The following is a 24,394-nucleotide window of genomic DNA, read 5'->3' as shown; positions in this document are numbered from 1 at the left end:
TCTACTCCCGTTTGAGCCAGGCCAAACCGGCGCGACTGAACTTCACTGAACGGAGACGCGGCTAACGTTGCAGACGCTGTTGGAGCAGGGCGAGGACGGCGGCTTCCTCCGGGTGCAGCGCGTACAGGTCTTCCTTGAGTTCTTGCTGCGCACGGCGGCGCAGGGCGGTCAGCATGGTGCCGTCGAGGTAGGACTCGATGACTGCCGGGTGCACATAGCATTTGCGGCAGATGGTCGGTGTATTGCCGAGTTTTTTCGCGACGGATTCAATCGCCTGCACCACGTTCTTTTTGGCCTGCGCCTCGGAGTCGTATTTTTCATACTCCTGTAGCGCGACGGCGGCCAGCACGGTGCCGGCCCAGGTGCGGAAGTCCTTGGCGGTGTAATCCGCGCCGGTGACCGATTGCAGGTAGTCGTTGACGTCCGCCGAATCGATGGCATGCGGTTCGCCGTCGTCATCTTCGTACTGGAACAGCTCCTGTCCCGGCAAATCGCGGATGCGGGCGATGATACGCGCCAGTCGTTTATCGTGAACCGCCACCGCGTGATGCACGCCGCTCTTGCCACGGAAGCGGAATTCCACTTTTCCGCCATTGAGCCGCACATGGCGGTCGCGCAGCGTGGTCAAACCGAAGGATTTGTTCTCGCGCGCATATTCCTCGTTCCCGATCCGCATCAAGGTCGCTTCCAGCAGATAGACGATGGTGGCCAAGACCTTTTCACGCGGCAGTCCAGGCTTGCGTAATGCCGCATCGACCGCCTTGCGGATCGCCGGCAGCGCCTTGCCGAAGCTGAGCATGCGCTCATATTTCGCCTCGTCGCGGTGACTGCGCCAGCGCGCGTGATAGCGATATTGCTTGCGTCCCCGCGCATCGCGGCCGGTGGCCTGCAGATGGCCCAGCGGCTGCTTGCAGATCCAGACATCGGTCCATGCCGGCGGAATCACCAGCGATTTGATACGGGCCAGCGTGTCGGCATCCTTGACGGCGTGGCCGTCGCTGTCGACGTAGTGGAACTGTTTTCCGCGCGCTTTGCGGGCGATACCCGGCTGGTCGTCGTGCACATGGCGCAGCCCCGCCAGTTTGGCGGCAACGGGCGCCAGATCGGCGGCTGGAAGGTCATCGCGCTTCATCGTTATCCTTGGTGGGCTGAGTACGGCAAATCGTACCCGGCCCGTCAGGACCATGATGTGCGCCAGCGCACGAATTGGTCAGCCCATGCGCTTCAGGCGCTGGCCGACGATGCTCCATTTGCACGCTGCGCCGTCCACGGTGCCGGTCAGCACCCAGCCGGTGCCGATCTTTTCGACGCCGATCTCGCATTCCAGTTCTTTGGCGAGCTTCTCGGCCCAGCCCTTGGCGGCCCCCTGGCCCTTGAATAGCTCATGGCCATCGTAGATCACGGTGGCGTCGAAAACGGGTGCGGCAAATATGGTCATGATCGTCTTCCTGAAAAACAAGCCGATATTGTGCCACGGCTGCACGCCCAGGGCAGAGGAACTGCACCGCGCACTGGCTGAATTGCGCAAGCGCTGACCGACCGCGCTTGTCGCGGCGGCGCTACTACGTCATCTAACGTATTCCTCGGAGGTTGTCGGCTGGTTAATCTTGTCTCATCCAAAACCAGACGGGGAGAACAAGATGGGGTTGAGCAAGGTGCTGTTGGCGACGGCGGTCGCTGCGGCGATGGGCAATGCGTGGGCCGGGGCGACGGTCAATATGGGCGACGACAAGTCGGTCACGGTGGGCTTCGGCCTGCGCGAGAGCTACACCAGCGCCGAAAACGGCGCGCCGGACGGCGGCCGCTCCAGCGACTTTAACCTGGACAGCGGCCGTCTGTTCTTCGGCGCTTCGCTGAACAAGAACATCAAGGGCATGTTCAACACCGAGTGGGATGGCGACAAGATCCGCGTGCTGGACGCGGCGGGGCAGTTCGCCATCTCGCCGGAGCTCAATATCTGGGCCGGCCGCCTGCTGTCGCCTTCTGACCGCGCCAACATGGCCGGTCCATACTACTCGATGGGCGGCGGTTACTGGGCCGGCGTGGCCTCGCGCTACGGTTACAACGGCGGTATCTTCCGTGGCCGCGATGACGGCGTGGTCGTCTGGGGCAATGCGGGCGATGGCGGGCGTTTGGGATACTCGTTTGGCGCGTTCGAAGGCCACACCTTCGGCATCGGCTCGCTGACGCAGAGCGCGGCCAACGCCGCCGGCATCAAGGCCGACGATAAGCTGATGTACGCTGGCCGCGTGCAGTACGATTTCTGGGATGCGGAGCCGGGCTACTACGGCACCGGCAATTACCTCGGCGGCGCGGATATCCTTGCCATCGGCGTGGCCGGGCGCTCGCAGAAGGACGGCATCCTCACGCTCGGCAAGGTCGGCGACTACAACTCGTACAACGTCGACTTCCTGCTGGAGAAGCGCATCAAGGGCGCAGGCGCCTTCGCCATCGAAGCCGCCTGGTACAAGTACGACACCGACGACATCATCAAGTCCGAGCAGGGCAAGGCATACTCCGCCGGCGCTTCCTACATCTTCGAGCAGAAGGCAGGATGGGGCAAGTTCCAGCCGTTCGTTCGCTGGCAGAAGTTCGCCGCCGACACCAACATCGACACCAAGCAGTTCGATGTCGGCGCCAACTACATCATCGACGGCTACAACGCGCAGATCAGCGCCGTCTATTCGAAAACCAAAATCACCAGCGCCGCAGACCAGGACAAGTTCCAGATCGCGCTGCAACTTCAATACTGATCAACCACCACGGAGCTAACCCATGCAAAATCGTCGTCACTTTATCGGCACCCTGAGCCGCATCGCCGCCGCCACCGCGTTGCTGGTCGCCGGCACGCAGGCCTACGCCGCGGACACCATCAAGGTCGGTATCCTGCATTCGCTGTCCGGCACCATGGCGATCTCGGAAACGTCGCTGAAAGACGTGGCCCTGATGACCATCGATGAAATCAACGCCAACGGTGGCGTGATGGGCAAGAAGCTGGAACCCGTGGTGGTGGACCCTGCCTCCAACTGGCCGCTGTTCGCGGAAAAGGCGCGCGGCCTGATCGCACAGGACAAGGTGGCCGTGGTATTCGGCTGCTGGACCTCGGTGTCGCGCAAATCGGTACTGCCGGTGTTCAAGGAGCTCAATTCGCTGCTGTTCTATCCAGTGCAGTACGAGGGCGAGGAACTGGAGAAGAATGTGTTCTACACCGGCGCCGCGCCTAACCAGCAGGCGATTCCCGCCGTCGAATACCTGATGAGCAAGGACGGCGGCGGTGCCAAGCGCTTCGTGCTGCTGGGGACCGACTACGTTTATCCGCGCACCACCAACAAGATCCTGCGCGCTTTCCTGAAGAGCAAAGGCGTGAAGGACAGCGATATCGAGGAGGTGTACACCCCGTTCGGCCATTCTGATTACCAAACCATCGTGGCCAACATCAAGAAGTTTGCGGCCGGCGGCAAGACGGCGGTGATCTCGACCATCAACGGCGATTCGAACGTGCCGTTCTATAAAGAACTTGGCAACGCCGGTCTGAAGGCGACCGACGTGCCGGTGGTGGCGTTCTCGGTCGGCGAGGAAGAGTTGCGCGGCGTCGATGCCAAGCCGCTGGTCGGCCACCTGGCGGCGTGGAACTACTTCGAATCGATTAAAAATCCTGTGAACGCGGATTTCATCAAGAAGTGGAAGGCCTATGCGGTCGCCAAGAAGCTGCCGAATGCAGCGACGGTGGTGACCAACGATCCGATGGAAGCGACTTACGTGGGCATCCACATGTGGGCGCAGGCGGTGGAGAAGGCCAAGTCGACCGACACCAACAAGGTGATCGCGGCGATGGCAGGGCAAACCTTCAAGGCGCCATCGGGTTATACGCTGACCATGGATGCGACCAATCATCATTTGCATAAGCCGGTGTTCATTGGCGAGATTCGTCCGGATGGCCAGTTTAACGTGGTGTGGAAAACGCCTGGTCCGGTGCGTGCGAATCCTTGGAGCCCTTATATTCCGGGCAATGAAGGTAAGCAGAAGCTTTAAGCGGCTCCGCGTCGGTATGGATTCCCGCGCACGCGGGAGCCCATGCCGGGCATGGCGCTTACGTATCACATAAGGAATCCGTATCTTGAAAAAACTCCTGTTCCTTGCATGCCTGCTGTTCGCGTGCGTCGCGCGCGCGGCGATCGATCCCGCCGTGCTGGCGCCGTTGGCCGGCGATGATCCGGACGCGCGCGTTGACGCCATCGGAAAAATTGGCGCACTGGCCAACGACGAAGCCACGCGTTTTCTGACCGCGCTACAGCAAGGCGATGTTTATGCCACGCCCGAGGGCAAGCTGTACATCGTGGCCGACGACCAGGCCATTGACGCCGCCACCGGCGTCGCAGGCGCCATGCCCGAAGGGCTGGATGGCGTGATGATCAACAACCGCCTGCGCGGCGCCATCGATGACGCCATGTCGGCGCTGAAGATGTTCTCGCCGGACCGCGCGCAGCGTCTGGCCGCCGTCACCGAATTGCAAAAGAGCGCCACGCTGGCGCAAGCGCCGTTGATTGAAAAGGCACTGGGCAAGGAGACCGACGCCGAGATTCGCGGCATGCTGCGTCTGGTCGCAGCCACCGCCAACCTGCATGCGCCGCAAGCCGCGCAACGCCGCGCCGCCGTCGAGGTGCTGGTGGACAGCAGCAACGCCAATCTGCGTCCCACGTTGCAAACCATGCAGGCGGAAGACCCGGACCAGTCGGTCCGCATCGCCGCGACGAAAACGCTGCAAGCACTGGACAGCCGCCTGGCGCGCACCGAATTTATCGGCAACCTCTTTTACGGCATCTCGCTGGGCAGCGTGCTGCTGCTGGCGGCGCTGGGCCTGGCCATCACCTTTGGCCTCATGGGCATCATCAACATGGCGCACGGCGAGCTGCTGATGATCGGCGCCTACACCACGTATTTATGCCAGCTGGCCTTCCGCCGCTGGATGCCGGACGCGCTGGACTGGTATCTGGCTGCCGCGCTGCCGGCCGCCTTTATCGTCACCGCGCTGGTGGGCGTTGCGCTGGAGCGCACCGTGATCCGCTGGCTCTACGGTCGTCCGCTGGAAACGCTGCTGGCCACCTGGGGCATCAGCCTGATACTGATGCAGACCGTGCGGACCATCTTCGGCGCACAGAACGTTGAAGTAGCCAACCCGGCATGGATGTCCGGCGGCGTTACCGTGCTTGGCTCGCTGGTGCTGGCGTACAACCGCATCGCCATCATCGTCTTTGCCGCGCTGGTGGTGGTGGGCGTGTGGCTGATCCTTAATAAAACGCGTCTCGGCCTGTTCGTCCGCGCCGTGATGCAGAACCGCCGCATGGCTGGCTGCGTCGGCGTATCGACCGCCAGGATCGACATGATGACCTTCGGCCTGGGCTCCGGCATCGCGGGGCTGGGTGGCGTGGCGTTGTCTCAGTTGGGGAATGTGGGGCCGGATCTGGGGCAAAGCTACATCGTCGATTCGTTCATGGTGGTGGTGCTGGGCGGTGTGGGCCAGCTGGCCGGCACCGTGATCGCCGCGCTGGGACTCGGCGAAGCGAACAAATTCCTGGAGCCGGTGGCCGGCGCGGTGCTAGCCAAGATCGCCATCCTTGTCTTCATCATCATCTTTATCCAGAAGCGTCCGCAAGGGCTGTTCGCCATGAAAGGCAGGAGCGCTGAATGAACCATCCATCCTTGTTTTCGCGCCGGGCGTGGAGCGGCATTGCCGCGTGCACGCTGGTACTGGCGGTGCTGCCGCTGCTGAATCTTATCTTTGCGGACGGCCATCCGCTGCATGTGCCGAGCTACATGGTCAGCCTGGTCGGCAAATTCATGTGCTACGCGCTGGCCGCGCTGGCGCTGGACATGGTGTGGGGCTATGCCGGCATTCTGTCGCTGGGCCACGGCGTGTTCTTCGCGCTGGGCGCCTACGCGCACGGCATGTACCTGATGCGCGCCATCGGCCGTGAAGGGGTGTATCAGAGCGACCTGCCGGACTTCATGGTGTTCCTCGACTGGAAAACCTATCCGTGGTACTGGAGCGGTACCGACAGTTTCTGGGTGGCGCTGGCGCTGGTGGTGCTGGTGCCGGGCGTGCTGGCCTTTCTGTTTGGCTTCTTCGCCTTCCGCTCGCGCATCAAGGGTGTCTACTTCTCGATCATCACCCAGGCCATGACCTATGCCTTCATGCTACTGTTCTTCCGCAATAACACCGGCTTTGGTGGCAACAACGGTTTTACGGACTTCAAGCGCATCCTCGGCTTCCCGATCAATGCGCCCGGCACCAAGGCCACGCTGTATCTCGTGACGCTGGCGGTGCTGGTCGGCGCGCTGCTGCTGTGTCGCTGGATCGTCAAGTCCAAGCTGGGACGCGTGCTACAGGCGGTGCGCGATGCCGAATCGCGCCTGATGTTCATCGGCTACAACCCGCTGTGGTTCAAGCTTTTTGTGTGGACCTTGTCGGCGGTGCTGTGCGGGATCGCCGGCGCCCTGTATGTGCCGCAGGTGGGCATCATCAATCCGTCCGAAATGTCACCGGCCAATTCGATTGAAATGGTGATCTGGGCGGCTGTTGGCGGACGCGGTACGCTGCTGGGGCCCATCATCGGTGCGTTCTCGGTCAATGGCCTGAAAAGCTGGTTCACCGGAGCCTTCCCGGACCTGTGGCTGTTCGCCCTCGGTCTGATCTTTATTCTGGTGACGCGCTATCTGCCGCGCGGCATCGCTGGTCTGGTACGCAAGGAGCAGGCATGAGTGCAATGAACGATGGACGCATTGCGCTGGACGGACTGGATACGACGCACGGTGCGATTCTCTACCTGGAAGAGATCAGCGTTGTCTTCGATGGCTTCCGCGCGCTGAATAAACTGAGCCTGGATATTTCGGTCGGTGAGCTGCGCTGCATTATCGGCCCGAATGGCGCCGGCAAGACCACCATGATGGACGTCATCACCGGCAAGACGCGGCCGACCTCCGGCACGGCGTTCTTCGGCCAGACCATGGACCTGAGCCGCATGAGCGAGCATGAAATCGCGCATGCGGGTATCGGTCGCAAGTTTCAGCGTCCAACGGTGTTCGAGCAGCACACGGTGTTTGAAAACCTGGAGCTGGCGATGAAGATGGACAAGCGCGTGCGGCCGACGCTGTTCTCGCGGCTGTCGTCCGAGCAGCGCGGCAAGATCGAAGAGATTCTGCAACTGATACGCCTGAACGGCAGCGAGCAGCGTCTGGCCGGCCTGCTGTCGCATGGGCAGAAGCAGTGGCTGGAGATCGGCATGCTGCTGATGCAGGAGCCGCAACTGATCCTGCTCGATGAGCCGGTGGCCGGCATGTCGGACGCCGAGACGGCGCGCACGGCGGAACTGCTGAACGAGTTGCGCGGCAAGCATTCGATCATGGTGGTGGAACACGATATGGCGTTCGTCACCGAGATCGCGCAGCAAGGCACGGTGACGGTGCTGCACGAGGGCTCGGTGCTGGCACAGGGCCTGATGGCCGATGTGCAGGCCGACGAACGGGTGATCGAAGTTTATCTGGGACGCTGACGCTATGCTGCAAGTGGAAAAAATCAATCAGTACTACGGTTCCTCGCATACCTTGCGTGGCGTGTCGCTGGAACTGGAGAAGGGCAAGTGCATGGCGCTGCTGGGCCGCAACGGCGTGGGCAAGACCACGCTGCTCAAGTGCCTGATGGGTGTGTTGCCGGTATCGGCGGGCAGCGTGCGGCTGGAGGGGCGCGATATCACGAAGCTGGCGCCGCACCAGCGCGCGCGCGCCGGTATCGCCTACGTGCCGCAAGGGCGCGAGATTTTCGCCCGGTTGACGGTGGAAGAGAATCTGCTGATGGGCCTTGCCACGCATCGCGGCAAGAAGGCGCACGCCATCAAGAGCGAGGTGTATGAACTATTCCCGGTGCTGAAGGAAATGCTGCACCGGCGTGGCGGCGACCTGTCCGGCGGCCAGCAGCAGCAACTGGCGATCGCACGGGCCTTGCTGGCGGAGCCGAAGCTGATTATTCTTGATGAGCCGACGGAGGGCATACAGCCATCCATCATCAAGGATATCGGCAATGTGATCCGGCTGCTGCGCCAGCGCGGCGATATGGCGATCCTGTTATGCGAGCAGTACTTCGACTTTGCGCATGAGTTGGCGGATCAGTTCATGGTGCTGTCGCGCGGCGAGGTGGTGGCGTCCGGTGCGCAGGCGGCGATGAACGATCCCGAGGTCAAGCGCCACCTGGCGGTTTGACCGCGCGCGCGGTACTGACGATGATGCCGGCCTTGCACGTGGTCAGCGTGCTGCCCACTCCATGAGCCGCGCGGACAAAAACAGCAGCAATCCGACCATGCCGCCGACCAGCGTGCCATTGACGCGGATGAATTGCAGGTCCTTGCCGATATTGAGTTCGATCTGGCGCGACATGTCCTGGTTGTCCCAGGCCTTGACCGTGTCGCTGATGTGGCGCGTGAGGAAGCTGGAGAAGGCCGGCGCCAGCGTGCGCGCCATGCCTGCCAGGTGCTGGTTGAGCGAGGCGCGCATGGCCGGATGGCGCAGCAGTTCTTCACTGAGCCAATTGGCGCCCTGAATCACGGCGTCCCGCAGGCGCGAGTCGCCGCGCGCGATGTCGGCATTGACCCAGTCACGCACGCTGCCCCACAGGTCGCGGATGTAGTTGTTGAAGGCGTCGCCGTCGCGCAGGTAGCGCTTGAAGTCTTCGCCTTTGGCGATGAACGACGGATCGGATTCCAGCCGCGTCAGGAAGCGCCGCACCATGTCGTCGAACTTGATGCGCAGCTTGTGATCGCGGTCGGCGGCGATGTCCTCCATGATGTTTTGCAGCGCCTTGGCGATCATTCCTGCGCCGCTTTCGCTGATCCACTCGGTCGGCAACATCAGCTCCATGGTGGCGTGTTCGCGCTTCAGCCAGGCGGCGATCTGGCCGGCGATCATGTCGCGTGTGGCGGGGCGATTGATCACGCCGATCAGGGCGACCATGCCGTCGTCCAGCAATTGCTGGTGGCGGCCTTCCTTGGTCAGGCCGGCGAGCAGGGCGCCCATTGAACGTGACAGATCAAGCTTGCCGATGGCGGCGTTGAGGGCGTCACGCAACAGCTGCCGGATGCGCGCGTCATCGACGGTGGCCAGGATTTCAGGCAGCAGCTTAAGCAGGTGGCTGGCCAGGTAGTCGCGGTTGGCCGGTTCTTTGAGCCATTCCGCCACGTTGGTGGATGGATCGGTCTTCAGGATCACGGCGGCCAGCGATTCCGGCTTGAGGAATTTTTCCTCGACAAAGCCGGCCAGGTTGTCGGCGATGCGCTCCTTGTTATTGGGGATGATGGCGGTATGGCGCGAGACGAAGGGGATCGGCACCTTGCGGAACAAGGCCACCACGGCAAACCAGTCGGCCAGCGCGCCGACCATCGCCGCCTCCGAGATGGCGCGCAGTCCATCGACCCAGAAGCCGCGCGGCGCCAGCGAGGTGGCGACGAACATCGCCGCCGCTGCCGCCAGCAGCGACAGCGCGATTAGTTTTGAACGTTGTAATTCCTCTTCTTTGGTCATCGGCGCCGCCCGCTGCTTGGAACATGGGGGCAGTGTAAGCCAAAAAACTGTTCAGGAGCGCTCGATCCTCGCCAGGGCGACCGAGGCGGCGGAGGTGCGCGTTTCCACGCCCAGTTTGACGAATACGTGTTCCAGATGCTTGTTGACGGTGCGCGGGCTGGTACCGAGGATGTCGCCGATGTCGCGGTTGGTCTTGCCCTTGATGACCCAGTTCAGCACCTCCGATTCGCGCTGCGTGAGTTTGAAGGACGCCATCAGCTTTTCGATCTGCACGGTGTCCGATTCCTCGCGCAGCACGATCATCCACTGTTCGTTTTCGCTGAACTCCGCCGCCGAGAAGATCAGCCGGCGGCTGCCGCGCGCCAGTGTCAGTGGCGGGTGGGCCAGCCCCTGGCTGTGCGCCAGTTGTGTCGCTTGCAGCCAAGCCGGTAGTTCGGTGTTCACCATATAGCCTTGCATCAGCGTGCGCGCGAGCGGCGTTTGCCAGACGATCTTGCCGTCGCGCGGCGTCATGGCGATGACCGCGTTGCCGAATGCGTCCAGCGCGCTGCGCGCCTGGTCGACCAGTTTCGCCGTCTGCATGTGCGAGGCGATGCGGGCCAACACCTCGCTGGTGCGCAGCGGCTTGGTGACGTAGTCGTTGCCGCCGGCGTTGAAGGCGTTGACCACGTGTTCGGCCTCGGTTAGCCCGGTCATGAAGATTACCGGAATGTGGCGCGTGGCGAGATTGGACTTGAGCTGGCGGCAGGTCTCGAAGCCGTCGATGCCAGGCATGACGGCGTCCAGCAGAATGATGTGGGGCTGCGCCTCGGCGGCACGCAGCAAGGCGGTGTCGCCGCTGTTCGCCACCAGCACCGTGTAGCCCGATTCGTCCAGCGCATCGTGCAGCACGGCGAGGTTTTCGGGCACATCGTCCACCACCAGAACGATGCTGGCCTCATTGTTGAAGTTCATTGGTCTCTCTCACAAAGTCCGCCATCGCATCCAACTGAAAGCGGGCGGCAAAGTCGCGCATGGTCTGGGTGAAGCGCTGATAACGCGGATCGAGCGCGCCGATTTCGTCCAGCTTGTTCTGGATGCCGCGCACGTAGCCGACCCGTATCAGCTCACGTAGCGCTGCCATGCTGTCGGCCGGGGGGAAGATCAGCGTCATGGGTGCGGCGGCGGGCGGCGGCTGGTCCACGGTGAGCCATTCCAGCGACAGGCGCGCGCCGATCCAGTCCAGCAGCTCGTTGACGTTGACCGGCTTGACGAAGAAGTCCTCGGCGCGGATGGCGGCCGGGTTTTCCATGCCCTTGTCAAAGGCGTTGGCGGAGACGATGGCGATCGGCGTCACCGACATACGCTTGCGGCGCAAAATGTAGCTGGTTTCCCAGCCATCCATGCCGGGCATGGCGAGGTCCATCAGAATCAGGTCCGGCTGGAAGCTGGTGTACAGGTCCAGGCATTCGAGGCCGGATTCCGCCTGGGCGATGTCGAAGCCCAGCGGTTGCAGGATGTTGAGCAGCAGCTCGCGGTCCACGCGTTCGTTGTCGACCACCAGGATGCGGCGCCGCGCGCCGCGATAGCCGGTGCGCTGAAGCATGGTGTCGGAAAGGGTGCTGCCGCGTGGCGCCGGCGCGTGCACGCTGGGCAGGAACAGCCGCACGTGGAACACGCTGCCGCGCGGCGTGCTGTGGACTTTGAGTTCGCCGCCCATCAACTGGGTCAGCATGCGCGCGATCGGCAGGCCAAGGCCGGTGCCGCTGGCGTTGGCGTGCGCGCTGGCGCTGCCGCGCGAGAACGGTTCGAAGATGTGGTCGATCTCTTCCTGCAGGATGCCCGGGCCGGTGTCCGCGATCTCGAACGACGCCATCTCGCGCGCGTAGCGCAGCCGCATGACGATGCCGCCATGGCCGGTGAACTTGACCGCGTTGCCGAGGATGTTGATGAGGATTTGTCCCAGCCGCTTGCGGTCGGCGCGCACGCAACGCGGCAACACGCCGCTCAGCTCATAGCGGAACGTCAGTCCCTTGTTGGCCGCCTGCAGTTCAAACATGCGCACCACTTGGCTGATGAAGTCCGGGAAGTCCAGCTCCTTCATGTCGAATTTCAGTTTGCCGCCTTCGATGCGGGCGATGTCCAGCGTGCCCTCGATCAGCGACAACAGATGCTCGCCGCTGTTGCGGATCACGCGCACTGCCTGCTGGCGGTGCGCCGGAATCGCCGGATCGTTGTCCAGCAGTTGCGCGTAGCCGAGGATGGAATTGAGTGGCGTCCGGATCTCGTGGCTGATGCCGGCGATGTAGCGGCTCTTGGCCTGGTTGGCCAGATCGGCGGCCTGCTTGGCCTGCTGGAGCTGGGCGTCGGTCTGCTGGTGCAGTTCGATCTCGCGCGTCAGCAGGCCGGTCTGGCGGTTGGATTCCTCCTGCGCCACCCGGCGACTCTCGCTGGTCAGCACCAGCCACCAGGCGACGATGCCGCTGACCAGCAGCAGCGCGGCGAAGATCTTGAAGAACACCAGTTGCAGTTGCGGCAGCAGCGTCGCATCCGGCAGCACCGATTGTTCGTGGTAGTAGATCAGCCCAAGCAGGGCGCCCAGCGACAGCACGGTGACGATCATCAGCAGCAGATAGTGTCCCAGACCGCTGCTCAGATAGCGCCACAGCGATTGCGGCAGCAACGCGCGCAGCGCTTCCTGCCATTGCACCGCCACGCGCGCATGCGGTTTGCAGGTGTCGTTGCAGCGTGCGTCCAGGCAGCAGCACAGCGAGCAGATCGACCCTTGATAGGCCGGGCAGTGCGCCATGTCTTCGGCTTCGTATTCCTTCTCGCAGATGACGCAGGTTTTGCTGTGCACTGGCGGCGCCGGACGGGCACTGTAGTACTTGCCGCGCGTGGCGACGGCGATCAGCGGCGCCGTCACCAGCGCCGTCAGCAGCGCGATGAACGCCGAGAAGGCGTGCGCCTGCTGGCCGAAGGCGCCGAGGAAGGCGGCGATCGACAGCGCGGACGCCAGCAGCATCGCACCCACGCCGACCGGGTTGATGTCGTACAGGTAGGCGCGGCGGAACTCGATGCCCTTTGGGCTGAGACCAAGCGGCTTGTTGATCACCAGGTCGGCCACCACCGCCGTGATCCACGAGATCGCGATGTTGGAATACAGGCCGAGCACCTGATCCAGCGCCTGGAACACGTCCAGCTCCATCAGCAGCACCGCGATCAACGCGTTGAACACCGCCCACACCACGCGCCCCGGATGGCTGTGTGTCAGCCGGGCGAAGAAGTTGGACCACGCCAGCGAGCCGGCGTAGGCATTGGTCATGTTGATCTTCACCTGCGACACCACCACCAGCAGCGCGGTGGCGGCCAGCGCGGCCTGCGGCTGCGAGAACACTTCGCCAAAGCCGATCAGGTACATATGGGTGGGATTGACGGCCTGCTCCAGTGGCACAGGAACAGCGGCGCTAATCGCCAGGTAGGCCAGCAGCGCGCCGCCCAGCATCTTGGCGATGCCCAGCAAAATCCAGCCCGGCCCCGCGATCAGCACACCCAGATGCCAGCGCAGGCGGTTGGCAGGCGTCTGCTGCGGCATGAAGCGCAGGAAGTCGACCTGCTCGCCGATCTGCGTGATCAGCGCCACGCCCACCGCCGTCGCCGCGCCGAACATCAGCACATTGAACTGGCCGTTGGCGCCGTCGCGGCCCGCGTAGTGCATCAGCTGCGCCGGCAGGTCGGGGCGCTGGTGCAGGATGGCGATGAAGGGCAGCGCCATCAGGATCAGCCACACCGGCTGCGTCAGCATCTGGATGCGGCTGATCAGCGTGACGCCGTGCGTCACCAGTGGCACCACGATCAGCGCGCTGACCATGTAGCCGAGCCATAGCGGCATGTGAAAGTACAGTTCCAGCGCATACGCCATGATGGCCGCCTCCAGCGCGAACAGAATAAAGGTGAAGGAGGCGTAGACGAAGGACGATATGGTCGAACCGATGTAGCCGAAGCCGGCGCCGCGCGTCAGCAGATCCATGTCGACGCCGTAGCGGGCGGCGTAGTAGCTGATCGGCAGGCCGGTGAGAAAGATGATCAGGCCCACCGCCATGATGGCCCATAGCGCGTTGACGAAGCCGTAGTTGACGGTGATGGTGCCGCCGATGGCCTCCAGCACCAGAAACGAAATCGCCCCGAACGCGGTATTCGCCACGCGGAACACCGACCAGCGGCGGAACGCGCGCGGCGTGTAGCGCAGCGCGTAGTCCTCGATGGTCTCGTTGGCTACCCAGGTATTGTAATCGCGCCGGATTTTGACGATGCGCTGTGTCGTGGTCATAAAAAAGCAGCTAGTGGTCTGGCTGCTTTTTAAGCAAAATTTATGCCTTGGGTGTTCTCAACGATATTTGCTGTGCGTGAGTTTATCGAGCATGCGCTTCAGCTCTTCCTCCATCGCCGTCGACAGATTGATGAACTTGCAGCCGATCTGCACCTGCTCGCCGAGCAGGAATGAGCGGAACGTGCGCGACAGCCGTACTTCGAGGTCGGCGATCATCACCGCATCGGGCCCCAGTTCCAGTCGCACCCGCTGCAGCTTGCGGCCGACGTGCAGGCCGACCGCGTCGCGCGGCGAGGCGCGCATGCCGACGCCGCCGGCGGAAAAATCGTACAGCTGCAATTCATACGGGCGGCCGTTCATCACGAACGAGGCCATGTAGTACACGCCCAGCGGTGTTTCCAGCCGCGCCGAGGCGCGCCGGTTCAGCACCTGGCACTTGAGCGGGAATTCCAGCGGAATCAGGGTTGGTTCGTTGGGCTTGGGCGCCCAGTCCACCGACGACAGCGCGAACTGGATCTTGGACGAACGCAGCCAGGCGATAAACGTGGCGTCGCCCGGCGGCAGGAATTCGCCTTCGTTCAGCTCCAGCACAAAATTGGGCCGTTCCGGATCGACCGAGCGCAGCCGTCCCATCACCACATTGGTGGCGCCGGACGGGTAAATCGACACCGGCTCGCCGCTTTCGGCGAGAAAGGTCAGCGCATCGCCGATGTCATGCTCATCGGTCATGTCATGCGGCTTCGACCCCGCGGCGATTGGCTCCACAGCATCTTTTAGGGTGGGGGGCCCGCGACGGAATTCATTGGGTATAGGATCGTTCACGACGGCATATCTCTTTGATAATGACTTCCACAATGCGAGGTCGATCTGCGCAGTTTACAGCGGATTGTTGATCTTGGCTTGCAAAATGGCAAGAAATTTCAGCAGGCTGTGGTTCAAAAACGCTCGTCGGCACGCAGATAGCGCCATTGACCCACCGGCAAATCCCCCAGTTTGACCTTGCCGATACGAACTCGTTTCAATCCGATAACTTTTAATCCCACCATATCGCACATGCGGCGGATCTGGCGTTTCTTGCCTTCGCGCAGCGTAAAGCTCAACTGGTCGTCATTCTGCCAGCGCACTTTGGCCGGCAGCAGCGGCTTGCCGTCCATCCACAGGCCGTGGTTCAGTTTTTTCAGATCGCTGTCGGGCAGCTTGCCGGGCTTGGTGTACTCGACGCGCACCAGGTATTCCTTGTCGACGTCGGTGGTTTCGCCGATCAGGTGCTTGGCCACGCGGCCGTCCTGGGTCAGCACCAGCAGGCCGACCGAGTCGATGTCGAGGCGGCCGGCCGGCACCAGCGAGCGCAGTTGCGTCGGGTGGAACTGTTCCGGCGACGGATCGTCCGGCCAGCGGTTTTCCGGCTTGATCAGCGCCACCGCCGGCTGGTAGCCGTCCTCGGCCTGGCCGGACACATAGCCCATCGGCTTGTTGATCAGCACCGTCACACGCTTGGATTGCTCGGCGGCGGCCTGGCGCTCGACGGTGACTTTCTGGCTCGGGTAAATCTTGGTGCCCAGCTCGGCGATGACCTGGCCGTCAACGCGGACCCAGCCGCGCGCGATCCATTCATCAGCCTCGCGGCGCGAGCACAGGCCCAGTTCGGACATGCGTTTGGACAGGCGGAGTAATTCTTCAGACATTGCAAACTCTCAAAACAAAACAGGTTAAACCTTGATGGCTTCCAGCAGCTCGGTTTCCAGCTGGATTTGGCTGCGGGCGTTGGACAGCGCCGCGCCGTCGATCAGGAACACGTCTTCCACGCGCTCGCCCAGCGTCATGACCTTGGCCGTGTGCAGGTTGATCTTGTACTTGGTCAGCACGTTGGCGATCGCATAGAGCAGACCGGTGCGGTCGTTGGCGGCCACCGACAGCAGGTAGTACTGGCCGCGGTCGTCCGGGCGCAAATCGACGGTCGGCTGGATCGGGAAGGTGCGCGACAGGCGCGACAGCCGACCCTTGCCGGGCGCCGGCAGCGGCTCCGGGCTGGTCAGCAGCGCGCACAGTTCGTGCTCCAGCAGATTGATGATGTCGCGGTAATTCTTGGCGAAGTTCTGCTCGGTGACCATGAAGGTGTCCAGCGCATAGCCGTGGCGCGTGGTGTGGATCTTGGCGTCGAGGATCGAGAAGTTCTTGCGGTCGAAATAGCTGCAGATGCGGGCGAACAGGTCCGGCTGGTCCTTGACGTAGACCGCGATCTGCAAGCCTTCGCCGATCGGCGCCAGGCGGCATTTGACCACCGGCTGGTCGCTGTTGAAGCGCTCGTACAGCGCGCGCGTCTGCCAGGCGATGTCGGAGGCGTCGTGGCGCAGGAAGTAGGCGACGTCCAGCTGTTGCCAGAACGGTTCGTGCGCGTGCGCGTCCAGTCCGTACAGGCGCAGCGTGGCCAGCGCCTCGTCCTGGCGCTGGCGCAGTTCGTTGGCGGCGCTGTGCGGCTCGCCGCCCAGCACGCGCTGGGTGATCTTGTACAGGTCTTCCAGCAGCTTGGCCTTCCAGGCGTTCCATACTTTCGGGCTGGTGCCGCGAATGTCGGCCACGGTCAGCAGGTACAGGCCGGTCAGGTGGCGTTCATCGCCGACCAGCTTGGCGAAAGCCTGGATCACGTCCGGATCGGACAGGTCCTGCTTCTGCGCCACCTGCGACATGGTCAGGTGGTTTTCGACCAGGAACACCACCAGCTCGGTGTCCTCGTCGCTCATGCCATGCTCGCGGCAGAACTGTTCGGCGTCGGCCATGCCCAGCTTGGAGTGGTCGCCGCCGCGGCCCTTGGCGATGTCGTGGAACAGCGCGGCCAGGAACAGCACCCACGGTTTCGGGAAATTGGCCATCAGCTGGCTGCAGAACGGGTACTCGTGCGCGTGCTCGGCCATGGTGAAGCGGCGCATATTGCGCACCACCATCATGATGTGCTGGTCCACCGTGTAGACGTGGAACAGGTCGTGCTGCATCTGGCCGACGATCTTGCGGAAGTTGGGCAGGTAGCGGCCCAGGATCGACAGGTCGTTCATGCGGCGCAGCGCGTGGACGATGCCGCGCGGCGCCTGCATGATCTGCAGGAACAGCGAACGGTTGGCCGGATCGGCGCGGAAGGCGGCGTCGATCTGGAAGCGCTCGTGCCACAGCGCGCGGGTGGCGCGCGCCGTCATGCCCTTGATCGACGGGCGCTCGGTCATCAGCAGGAAGATTTCCAGCATCGCCGACGGCGTTTGCTGGAAGGTGTCGTCCTCGGCGATATCGATCAGGCCGTTGACATCGTTGAAGCGGGCGTTGATCGGCACCGCCACGCCGTCCTGCGGGAACAGGCGTCCGGCGATGTTTTGCAGCAGGATGGTGTTCAGCTGCGTGACCGTTTTGGCGGCCCAGTAGTAGCGCTGCATCAGGTATTCGCTGGCGCGGCGCATGTGCACGCCGCTGCCGGTGGCGGTCAGGCCCAGCGACTCGGCGATGGCGGTCTGGACGTCGAACACCAGCCGGTCCTCGCGGCGTCCGGCGTGCAGGTGCAGGCGCACGCGGATGTCCTTGAAGGCGCGCTCCTTCTCCATCAGCTGGCGCGCCTCGGTCTGCGTGATCAGGCCGCTGGTGGCCAGCGTGCGCCACGAACTGGCCAGCCCGGACGCCTTCACCAGCCACAGGATCACCTGCAGGTCGCGCAGGCCGCCGGGGCTTTCCTTGCAGTTCGGCTCCAGGCTGAAGGCGGTGTCCTCGTACTTGGCGTGGCGCTGGCGCATCTCCAGCACTTTGGCGTGGAAGAAGGCGCGCGGGTCCATGGCGGCGTCGTAGCGCGCCTGCAGTTCGGCGAACAGTGGCTCGTCGCCGCAGATGATGCGCGCTTCCAGCAGGCTGGTCTGCACCGTGATGTCGGCCGCCGACTCGCTCAGGCATTCGTCCACCGTGCGGATGCTGTGGCCGATTTCCAGGCCCAGATCCCACAGCAGTTGCACCAGCTCTTCCAGCTTCTCGGTGGCGGCGGCGTCGGGCGCCTGCGCCAGCAGGATCAGCAGGTCGATGTCGGAATAGGGGAACAGCTCGCCGCGGCCGTAGCCGCCGACGCCGATCAGCGCGGTGTCCGCCGGCAGGCCGGCGGCGTGCCAGGCCGTGGTCAGCACCGCGTCAACGCTCTGGCGCAGGCTGCGCAGCAGCTTTTCCGGCTTGCCGTCTTCCTTGAAGGCGGCAATGACGACCTGGCGGTCGGCCTTCAGCTGACGCTTGAGCTGCTCGCGCAGCTGGTTCTTCATCACGGCCGCGTTCACGGGATTACGCCGCCCTGGCGGCGGAGCCGGCGCCGGTGACGAAGGCCGGCGGCGGCGGGCTGCCGGCCGACAGCGTCAGCACCTCGTAGCCGGTGTCGGTCACCAGGATCATGTGTTCCCACTGGGCCGACAGGCTGCGGTCCTTGGTTTTGATGGTCCAGCCGTCATTCATTTCGCGGATTTCGCGGCGGCCGGCGTTGATCATCGGCTCGATGGTGAAGATCATGCCGGCTTCCAGCTTGACACCGGTGCCAGGCTTGCCGTAGTGCAGCACTTGCGGCTCTTCGTGGAATACCTTGCCGATGCCGTGGCCGCAGAACTCGCGCACCACGCTGTAGCCGGCTTTTTCGGCGTGCTGCTGGATGGCGTGGCCGATGTCGCCCAGCGTGGCGCCCGGCTTGACCTGCTGGATGCCCAACCACATGCATTCATAGGTGATGTCCGACAGGCGCTTGGCCAGGATCGACGGCTCGCCAATGAAGAACATGCGGCTGTTGTCGCCGTGGTAGCCATCCTTGATGATAGTGATGTCGAGGTTGACCACGTCGCCGTTCTTCAGCACCTTGTCGCCCGGAATGCCATGGCAGATGACGTCGTTGACCGAGGTGCAAATGGCTTTGGGGTAGGGCGTGTAGCCGGGCGGGCAGTAGTTCAGCGGCGCCGGAATGGTGCCCTGCACGTTGACCATGTATTCGTGGCACAGGCGGTCCAGTTCGCCGGTGGTGACGCCGGGCTTGACGAAGGGCGTGATGTAGTCGAGCACTTCGGAACCGAGGCGGCCGGCCACGCGCATGCCTTCGATATCTTCGGCGGTTTTGATGGAAATGGACATATTGGATCGCAATCTGCTAGAAACTTTGGTGTAAACGGTGAAAACGCCCCGGTCGCCGCGAGGGCGGCGTGGCGGTCGATATGTCGAAATTATAAACGACGCCGGGCTTGTCGCGTGCGGCATCGTCGGCCCGGCGCCCGGCGCATCCCTTGGAGGGACAATTGGCCACAGTTTCGTCCGTTATGATGCATTTTGGTGCGCTGATGCGCGGTAATGGTGCGTCCGCGCCGCCGCCCGCAGAGTGAGAACGCTTGCCTGCAAGGCCGGTTTTGAGGTAGAATTTCGGGTTGCTTGAATTTGGTTTGAGCAATGTTGTTATTCTCGTTAATTTAAACACGCGAATCCGGTCGACAAGGGTGCCTGGCGATAGCCGTGGTGACTGATCGGATTCCAGAACTAACCCTGGAGTAAATTATGTCCGTAACTATGCGCGAAATGCTGGAAGCCGGTGTCCACTTCGGTCACCAAACCCGTTTCTGGAACCCAAAGATGGCGCCGTTCATCTTCGGTCACCGCAACAAGATCCATATCATCAATCTGGAAAAGACGATGGGTATGTATCAAGAAGCGATGAAGCACGTGAAACAGGTTGCCGCAAGCCGTGGCACCATCCTGATGGTCGGCACCAAGCGTCAAGCACGCGATATCATCGCTGCTGAAGCCCAGCGCGCAGGCGTTCCTTATGTTGACCAGCGTTGGCTGGGCGGCATGCTGACCAACTTCAAAACCATCAAGACTTCGATCAAGCGCCTGAAAGACATGGAAGCTTCGATCGCTGACGGTTCGGCCGAGAAGATGTCGAAAAAAGAAGCGCTGATGTTCCAACGCGAAATCGTCAAGCTGCAAAAATCGATCGGCGGCATCAAAGACATGGGCGGCGTTCCTGACGCTATCTTCGTCGTTGACGTTGGCTACCACAAGGGCGCCATCACCGAAGCCGCGAAACTGGGCATCCCAGTCATCGGCGTGGTCGATACCAACCACTCGCCAGAAGGCGTGCAGTACGTCATTCCAGGCAACGACGACTCGTCGAAAGCCATCACCCTGTACGCCCGTGGCGTAGCAGACGCGATCCTGGAAGGCCGTTCGGCCGCTGGCGCTGAAGTTGTTGAGATGGTTAAAGCGGCAGCCGGCGACGAATTCGTCGAAGTCAGCGAACAGGCTTAATCGTTCCTGGCAGGCTGTAAGAAAAAAAGGGGTGGCCAACAGCTCCCCCTTTTTTTTAACTAACCACCCCCGAATACCGAATTACAGGAGAATTACATGGCAGCGATTACTGCAGCAATGGTAGGCGAACTGCGCGCGAAAACCGACGCGCCGATGATGGAATGCAAAAAAGCACTGACCGAAGCCGAAGGCGACATGGGTCGTGCGGAAGAGATCCTGCGCGTCAAGCTGGGCGGCAAGGCTGGTAAAGCGGCAAGCCGCATCACCGCCGAAGGCGTGGTCGCCACCTACATCGCCAATGGCGTGGGCGCGCTGGTCGAAGTGAACTCGGAAACCGACTTCGTCGCGAAAAACGACGATTTCCTGAACCTGGCCAACACCGCCGCCCGTCTGGTGGCTGAAAAGAACCCGGCCGACGTGGCTGCCCTGCTGGCCCTGCCAGCGGGCGACGACGGCAAAACCCTGGACGAAGTGCGCGCCGCCCTGATCGGTAAAATCGGCGAAAACATGTCGATCCGCCGCTTCCAGCGTTTCGAAACCAGCGCCAAGCTGGCATCGTACCTGCACGGCACCCGCATCGGCGTGATGGTTGAGTTCGACGGCGCCGACGAGCAAGTCGGTAAAGACGTGGCCATGCACATCGCCGCGATGAAGCCGGTGTCGCTGTCGGCCGACCAGGTTCCTGCCGAACTGATCGAAAAAGAGCGCTCGGTCGCCAAGCTGAAAGCGGATGAAGACGCCGCCGCCGCCGTGGCCGCCGGCAAACCAGTACAGCCTGCCGACATCGTCGCCAAGCGTCTGGAAGGCTCGGTGCAGAAGTACCTGAAAGAAGTCTCGCTGCTGAACCAGGCTTTCGTGAAAAACGACAAGCAGTCGATCGAGCAGATGCTGAAAGAAAAATCGACCACCGTCAAAGCGTTCGTGATGTACGTGGTTGGCGAAGGCATCGAGAAAAAAGTCGACGACTTCGCCGCCGAAGTGGCCGCCCAGGTGGCCGCTTCCAAAGGAGCGTAATACAGAAAACGGGCCGAGAGGCCCGTTTTTTTAAGCCCACAGCAGGACGCGGCGCCGGGCAAGGTATCATAGGCGCCGCAGCATACCCCCGAACAACCCCCTCAATAGGAGCCCCGTCTCATGTCCAAACCAGCCTATAAGCGCGTCCTCCTCAAATTGTCCGGCGAAGCCCTGATGGGCGATGATCCTTACGGCATCAATCGCGCCACGATCGAGCGGACGGTGGCCGATGTGGCCGAGGTCGCGAAACTGGGCGTGGAACTGGCGATCGTCATTGGCGGCGGCAATATCTTCCGCGGCGTCGCGCCCGGCGCCCAAGGCATGGACCGCGCCACCGCCGACTACATGGGCATGCTGGCCACCGTGATGAACGCGCTGGCCCTGGCTGACGCCATGCGCCATGTCGGCATCACCGCGCGCGTCATGTCGGCGATCGGCATCGAGCAGGTGGTCGAGCCGTATGTGCGCCCGAAAGCGCTGCAATATCTGGAAGAAGGCAAGGTCGTGGTGTTCGCGGCCGGCACCGGCAATCCGTTCTTCACCACCGACACCGCAGCGGCATTGCGCGGCGCGGAAGTGAGCGCGGAAATCGTGCTCAAGGCCACCAAGGTCGATGGCGTGTATACTGCCGACCCGAAGAAGGACCCGAACGCCACGCTGTACCACTCGATCAGCTTCGATGAAGCCATCGCCAAGCACCTGCAGGTGATGGACGCGACCGCCTTTGCGCTGTGCCGCGACCAGAAACTGCCGATCAAGGTGTTCTCCATCACCAAGCCGGGCGCGCTCAAGCGCGTCATCATGGGCGAGGATGAAGGTACACTGGTTCACGTTTAATTTAGATTAGATACACAGGAGAGCAGCAATGTCCGTAGCCGACGTTAAAAAGAGCGCGCAAGACCGCATGACGAAATCGCTGGAAACCCTGCGCGCCGATCTGGCCAAGGTGCGTACCGGCCGTGCCCACACCGGCATTCTCGACCACGTGACGGTGGATTACTACGGTAATCCGACGCCGATCAATCAGGTGGCCAACCTGACGCTGGTCGACGCCCGTACCATCGGCGTGCAGCCGTTCGAGAAGAAGATGGCCGGCGCCATCGAGAAAGCCATCCGTGACGCCGACCTGGGCCTGAACCCGGCCGCGCAGGGCGACATCATCCGCGTGCCGACCCCGCCGCTGACCGAGGAACGCCGCAAGGAAATGGTCAAGCTGGCCAAGGGCGAGGCGGAAGACGCCAAGGTGGCGGTGCGCAATATTCGCCGTGACGCCAATGAGGGCCTGAAGAAGCTGGTCAAGGATAAGGCCATCTCGGAAGATGACGAGCGCCGCGGCGCCGACGATGTGCAGAAGCTGACCGACAAGTTTATCGCCGACATCGACAAGGTGCTGGGTGAGAAGGAAAAAGAAATTCTGACGGTGTAATACCCGCCGCCGCAACACGTCGTCATTCCCGCGCAGGCGGGAATCCATGCTGAGCGTGCAAGCACGTGGCCCCTGGATTCCCGCCTGCGCGGGAATGACGCTTCTGCGGTGCAAGGAGGCTTCTATGGAGCTCATCTTGTCTTTTTGCCTCACACCTGCAATACTTTCTATTTTGGCACCGACGTTTTCATGAAATATACGAGTTCGACTACCGAGGTTCCAGACGCACCTGCCGTGCCACGCCATGTGGCCATCATCATGGACGGCAACGGCCGCTGGGCAACCAAGCGCTTCCTGCCCCGCGTGGGTGGTCACGTCAAGGGCGTGGAGGCGGTGCGCACCGTGGTCGAGTCCTGCGCCCGCCGCGGCGTTGAATACCTGACCCTGTTCGCCTTCAGTTCCGAGAACTGGCGCCGCCCGGAGGAGGAAGTCTCCCTGCTGATGCGCCTGTTCGTGACGGCGCTGGAACGCGAAGTCTCCAAGCTGCACGCCAATAACATCCGCCTCAAGGTCGTGGGCGACCTCAGCCGCTTCGACAGCAAGCTGCAAGGCATGATTTCCACCGCCGAGCGCAAGACCGCCGCCAACACCCGCATGACCGTCACCATCTGCGCCAACTACGGCGGCCGCTGGGACATCATGCAGGCCGTGTCGCAGATGGCCAAAGCCCATCCGGGCGTGACCGACTTCACCGAGGAGCAACTGGCGCCGCACCTGGCCATGGCCTACGCGCCCGAGCCCGACCTGTTCATCCGCACCGGTGGCGAACAGCGCATTTCCAATTTCCTGCTGTGGCAGCTGGCGTACACCGAGCTGTTCTTCACCGACACCTACTGGCCGGATTTTTCCGCCGCGTGTCTCGACGAGGCGATCGCCTCCTACCAGCACCGCGAGCGGCGATTCGGCCGCACCGGCGCGCAACTGGCTGAAAAGACAAACTGATGCTGAAAACGAGGATTATTACCGCTGTGGCGTTGCTGGCGGTGTTGCTGCCGGTCCTGTTCTTCAACTATTTCCCTGCGGTTGCCCTGGTGGTGACGCTGTTTGTCGGCGCCGCCGTGTGGGAGGGCGCGCGCCTGTTCGGCCTGAACGAAGGCAAGGCCCGCGTGGCCGGTTTCGCCGGCGGCGCGCTGTTCGTGCTGCTGATGTACTCGGCCAAGCCGGGCGCGGTCAACGCGCTGTACGGCGTGGCCGCCTTGCTGTGGCTGATCCGCTATGCGCCCACGCTCGGCCTCGGCCTGCCGCAACTGGGCACCGCCGCCAACTGGTCGCTGGCGATCACCTTCACCTTCGCCGTGTTCGCCGCCTTCTTCGCGCTGGTCGGCCTGTACCTGAAGTCGCCGCTGTATCTGCTGTCGGTGCTGGTGCTGGTGTGGGTGGCCGACATTGGCGCCTACTTCTCCGGCAAGGCCTTCGGCAAGCGCAAGCTGGCGCCGAGCATTTCGCCGGGCAAGTCCTGGGAAGGCGCTATCGGCGGCGCGCTGGCCGTGCTGCTGCTGGCCGCGCTGTCCATCATTCTGGCCGGCGGCGCCGCGCCGTGGCTGCAGGACACTTTTGCCTTCAAGCTGCAAGCCCGCTTCGGCTGGGCCGTGGCCTTGTTGCTGCTGCTGGTGCTGGTGATGTTCTCTGTCATCGGCGACCTGTTTGAATCCGCGCTCAAGCGTCGCGCCGGCATCAAGGACAGCAGCAACCTGCTGCCCGGCCACGGCGGCGTGTTGGATCGCGTGGACGCGCTGATCCCGGTGCTGCCGATGGCGGCGCTGGTGTCGTCCTGGCTCTGAAAGAAC

At 62.8% G+C, this 24,394-nt stretch carries 21 protein-coding genes; 12 read left to right on the top strand and 9 right to left on the bottom strand.

From position 1 onward, the window contains the following. Positions 1-61: 61 nt before the first annotated feature. Both GTP44_RS04430 and GTP44_RS04425 read right to left on the bottom strand, forming a co-directional pair. Positions 62-1,132 (bottom strand): DNA topoisomerase IB, encoded by a 1,071-nt coding sequence (locus GTP44_RS04430; protein ID WP_161018471.1) that lies wholly within the window; start codon positions 1,130-1,132, stop codon positions 62-64. Between the two features lie 78 nt (positions 1,133-1,210). Beyond that, entirely contained in the window at positions 1,211-1,438 is a 228-nt protein-coding gene (locus GTP44_RS04425) for a hypothetical protein (RefSeq protein ID WP_161018470.1), read from the bottom strand. Positions 1,439-1,640: 202 nt separating this feature from the next. On the opposite strand from GTP44_RS04425, the gene GTP44_RS04420 reads away from it, so the two are divergent. The 6 genes from GTP44_RS04420 (at position 1,641) to urtE (ending at position 8,253) form a co-directional block, all read left to right on the top strand. After that, entirely contained in the window at positions 1,641-2,753 is a 1,113-nt protein-coding gene (locus tag GTP44_RS04420; protein WP_202423974.1) for a porin, read from the top strand. Between the two features lie 22 nt (positions 2,754-2,775). Continuing rightward, positions 2,776-4,032 (top strand): urea ABC transporter substrate-binding protein, encoded by a 1,257-nt coding sequence (gene urtA, locus GTP44_RS04415; protein ID WP_161018469.1) that lies wholly within the window; start codon positions 2,776-2,778, stop codon positions 4,030-4,032. Positions 4,033-4,108: 76 nt separating this feature from the next. After that, entirely contained in the window at positions 4,109-5,689 is a 1,581-nt protein-coding gene (gene urtB / locus GTP44_RS04410) for an urea ABC transporter permease subunit UrtB (RefSeq protein WP_371867142.1), read from the top strand. Next, positions 5,686-6,759, top strand: coding sequence for an urea ABC transporter permease subunit UrtC (gene urtC / locus GTP44_RS04405; RefSeq protein ID WP_160990201.1), 1,074 nt, complete (start codon positions 5,686-5,688; stop codon positions 6,757-6,759). Before urtB ends, urtC begins: the two co-directional genes overlap by 4 nt. Beyond that, positions 6,756-7,550 (top strand): urea ABC transporter ATP-binding protein UrtD, encoded by a 795-nt coding sequence (gene urtD, locus GTP44_RS04400; protein WP_160990202.1) that lies wholly within the window; start codon positions 6,756-6,758, stop codon positions 7,548-7,550. Before urtC ends, urtD begins: the two co-directional genes overlap by 4 nt. 4 nt (positions 7,551-7,554) lie before the next feature. Next, on the top strand, positions 7,555-8,253 hold the full coding sequence (gene urtE, locus GTP44_RS04395) for an urea ABC transporter ATP-binding subunit UrtE (RefSeq protein ID WP_160990203.1): 699 nt from the start codon (positions 7,555-7,557) through the stop codon (positions 8,251-8,253). Between the two features lie 42 nt (positions 8,254-8,295). Here urtE and GTP44_RS04390 read toward each other — a convergent pair whose 3' ends face one another. The 7 genes from GTP44_RS04390 to map form a co-directional block, all read right to left on the bottom strand. Continuing rightward, positions 8,296-9,567, bottom strand: a complete 1,272-nt coding sequence (locus tag GTP44_RS04390; protein ID WP_161018467.1) for a DUF445 domain-containing protein — start codon at positions 9,565-9,567, stop codon at positions 8,296-8,298. A gap of 51 nt (positions 9,568-9,618) precedes the next feature. After that, a complete protein-coding gene (locus tag GTP44_RS04385) occupies positions 9,619-10,521 on the bottom strand; it encodes a response regulator (RefSeq protein WP_160990205.1) in 903 nt (300 codons plus the stop codon). Further along, positions 10,505-13,876 carry a hybrid sensor histidine kinase/response regulator gene (locus tag GTP44_RS04380; protein WP_161018466.1) on the bottom strand — a complete coding sequence of 1,124 codons (3,372 nt, stop codon included), beginning with the start codon at positions 13,874-13,876 and terminating at the stop codon, positions 10,505-10,507. Before GTP44_RS04380 ends, GTP44_RS04385 begins: the two co-directional genes overlap by 17 nt. Before the next feature lie 57 nt (positions 13,877-13,933). Then, complete coding sequence (locus tag GTP44_RS04375) at positions 13,934-14,605, bottom strand: flagellar brake protein (protein WP_161018465.1); 672 nt, start codon at positions 14,603-14,605, stop codon at positions 13,934-13,936. A gap of 206 nt (positions 14,606-14,811) precedes the next feature. After that, positions 14,812-15,561, bottom strand: coding sequence for a pseudouridine synthase (locus GTP44_RS04370; protein WP_202423973.1), 750 nt, complete (start codon positions 15,559-15,561; stop codon positions 14,812-14,814). Positions 15,562-15,585: 24 nt separating this feature from the next. Next, complete coding sequence (locus GTP44_RS04365) at positions 15,586-18,153, bottom strand: [protein-PII] uridylyltransferase (protein ID WP_161018514.1); 2,568 nt, start codon at positions 18,151-18,153, stop codon at positions 15,586-15,588. A gap of 19 nt (positions 18,154-18,172) precedes the next feature. Continuing rightward, on the bottom strand, positions 18,173-19,000 hold the full coding sequence (gene map, locus GTP44_RS04360; protein ID WP_160990209.1) for a type I methionyl aminopeptidase: 828 nt from the start codon (positions 18,998-19,000) through the stop codon (positions 18,173-18,175). Between the two features lie 414 nt (positions 19,001-19,414). Here map and rpsB point away from each other — a divergent pair, with 414 nt between their 5' ends. The 6 genes from rpsB (at position 19,415) to GTP44_RS04330 (ending at position 24,388) form a co-directional block, all read left to right on the top strand. After that, a complete protein-coding gene (gene rpsB, locus GTP44_RS04355; RefSeq protein ID WP_160990210.1) occupies positions 19,415-20,167 on the top strand; it encodes a 30S ribosomal protein S2 in 753 nt (250 codons plus the stop codon). 96 nt (positions 20,168-20,263) lie between these two features. Then, the gene (tsf, locus tag GTP44_RS04350; RefSeq protein ID WP_160990211.1) at positions 20,264-21,181 is read left to right on the top strand and encodes a translation elongation factor Ts; all 918 of its coding nucleotides are present in this window, start codon (positions 20,264-20,266) and stop codon (positions 21,179-21,181) included. 120 nt (positions 21,182-21,301) lie between these two features. Then, the gene (gene pyrH / locus GTP44_RS04345) at positions 21,302-22,018 is read left to right on the top strand and encodes a UMP kinase (protein WP_160990212.1); all 717 of its coding nucleotides are present in this window, start codon (positions 21,302-21,304) and stop codon (positions 22,016-22,018) included. A 28-nt stretch (positions 22,019-22,046) separates the two neighbouring features. Then, the gene (gene frr / locus GTP44_RS04340) at positions 22,047-22,607 is read left to right on the top strand and encodes a ribosome recycling factor (RefSeq protein WP_160990213.1); all 561 of its coding nucleotides are present in this window, start codon (positions 22,047-22,049) and stop codon (positions 22,605-22,607) included. Between the two features lie 189 nt (positions 22,608-22,796). Beyond that, on the top strand, positions 22,797-23,549 hold the full coding sequence (gene uppS / locus GTP44_RS04335) for a polyprenyl diphosphate synthase (RefSeq protein WP_161018464.1): 753 nt from the start codon (positions 22,797-22,799) through the stop codon (positions 23,547-23,549). After that, positions 23,549-24,388, top strand: a complete 840-nt coding sequence (locus GTP44_RS04330; RefSeq protein WP_161018463.1) for a phosphatidate cytidylyltransferase — start codon at positions 23,549-23,551, stop codon at positions 24,386-24,388. The genes uppS and GTP44_RS04330 overlap by 1 nt, the downstream gene beginning before the upstream one ends. Positions 24,389-24,394: the final 6 nt, after the last annotated feature.

It is taken from the genome of Duganella lactea, assembly GCF_009857505.1.
In the GTDB taxonomy this organism is placed as follows: domain Bacteria; phylum Pseudomonadota; class Gammaproteobacteria; order Burkholderiales; family Burkholderiaceae_D; genus Rugamonas; species Rugamonas lactea.
Note: the sequence above shows the minus strand (reverse complement) of the source record. Positions and strands in the feature narration are given on the sequence as shown.

Coding starts and splice junctions, on each gene's coding strand:
- GTP44_RS04380 (WP_161018466.1), bottom strand. CDS start 13,876: ATGACCACGACACAGCGCATCGTCAAAATCCGGCGCGATTACAATACC.
- uppS (WP_161018464.1), top strand. CDS start 22,797: ATGAAATATACGAGTTCGACTACCGAGGTTCCAGACGCACCTGCCGTG.
- urtC (WP_160990201.1), top strand. CDS start 5,686: ATGAACCATCCATCCTTGTTTTCGCGCCGGGCGTGGAGCGGCATTGCC.
- GTP44_RS04390 (WP_161018467.1), bottom strand. CDS start 9,567: ATGACCAAAGAAGAGGAATTACAACGTTCAAAACTAATCGCGCTGTCG.
- GTP44_RS04370 (WP_202423973.1), bottom strand. CDS start 15,561: ATGTCTGAAGAATTACTCCGCCTGTCCAAACGCATGTCCGAACTGGGC.
- GTP44_RS04420 (WP_202423974.1), top strand. CDS start 1,641: ATGGGGTTGAGCAAGGTGCTGTTGGCGACGGCGGTCGCTGCGGCGATG.
- pyrH (WP_160990212.1), top strand. CDS start 21,302: ATGTCCAAACCAGCCTATAAGCGCGTCCTCCTCAAATTGTCCGGCGAA.
- GTP44_RS04425 (WP_161018470.1), bottom strand. CDS start 1,438: ATGACCATATTTGCCGCACCCGTTTTCGACGCCACCGTGATCTACGAT.
- frr (WP_160990213.1), top strand. CDS start 22,047: ATGTCCGTAGCCGACGTTAAAAAGAGCGCGCAAGACCGCATGACGAAA.
- GTP44_RS04375 (WP_161018465.1), bottom strand. CDS start 14,605: ATGACCGATGAGCATGACATCGGCGATGCGCTGACCTTTCTCGCCGAA.
- GTP44_RS04385 (WP_160990205.1), bottom strand. CDS start 10,521: ATGAACTTCAACAATGAGGCCAGCATCGTTCTGGTGGTGGACGATGTG.
- urtD (WP_160990202.1), top strand. CDS start 6,756: ATGAGTGCAATGAACGATGGACGCATTGCGCTGGACGGACTGGATACG.
- GTP44_RS04365 (WP_161018514.1), bottom strand. CDS start 18,153: ATGAAGAACCAGCTGCGCGAGCAGCTCAAGCGTCAGCTGAAGGCCGAC.
- GTP44_RS04330 (WP_161018463.1), top strand. CDS start 23,549: ATGCTGAAAACGAGGATTATTACCGCTGTGGCGTTGCTGGCGGTGTTG.
- map (WP_160990209.1), bottom strand. CDS start 19,000: ATGTCCATTTCCATCAAAACCGCCGAAGATATCGAAGGCATGCGCGTG.
- GTP44_RS04430 (WP_161018471.1), bottom strand. CDS start 1,132: ATGAAGCGCGATGACCTTCCAGCCGCCGATCTGGCGCCCGTTGCCGCC.
- urtA (WP_161018469.1), top strand. CDS start 2,776: ATGCAAAATCGTCGTCACTTTATCGGCACCCTGAGCCGCATCGCCGCC.
- urtE (WP_160990203.1), top strand. CDS start 7,555: ATGCTGCAAGTGGAAAAAATCAATCAGTACTACGGTTCCTCGCATACC.
- tsf (WP_160990211.1), top strand. CDS start 20,264: ATGGCAGCGATTACTGCAGCAATGGTAGGCGAACTGCGCGCGAAAACC.
- rpsB (WP_160990210.1), top strand. CDS start 19,415: ATGTCCGTAACTATGCGCGAAATGCTGGAAGCCGGTGTCCACTTCGGT.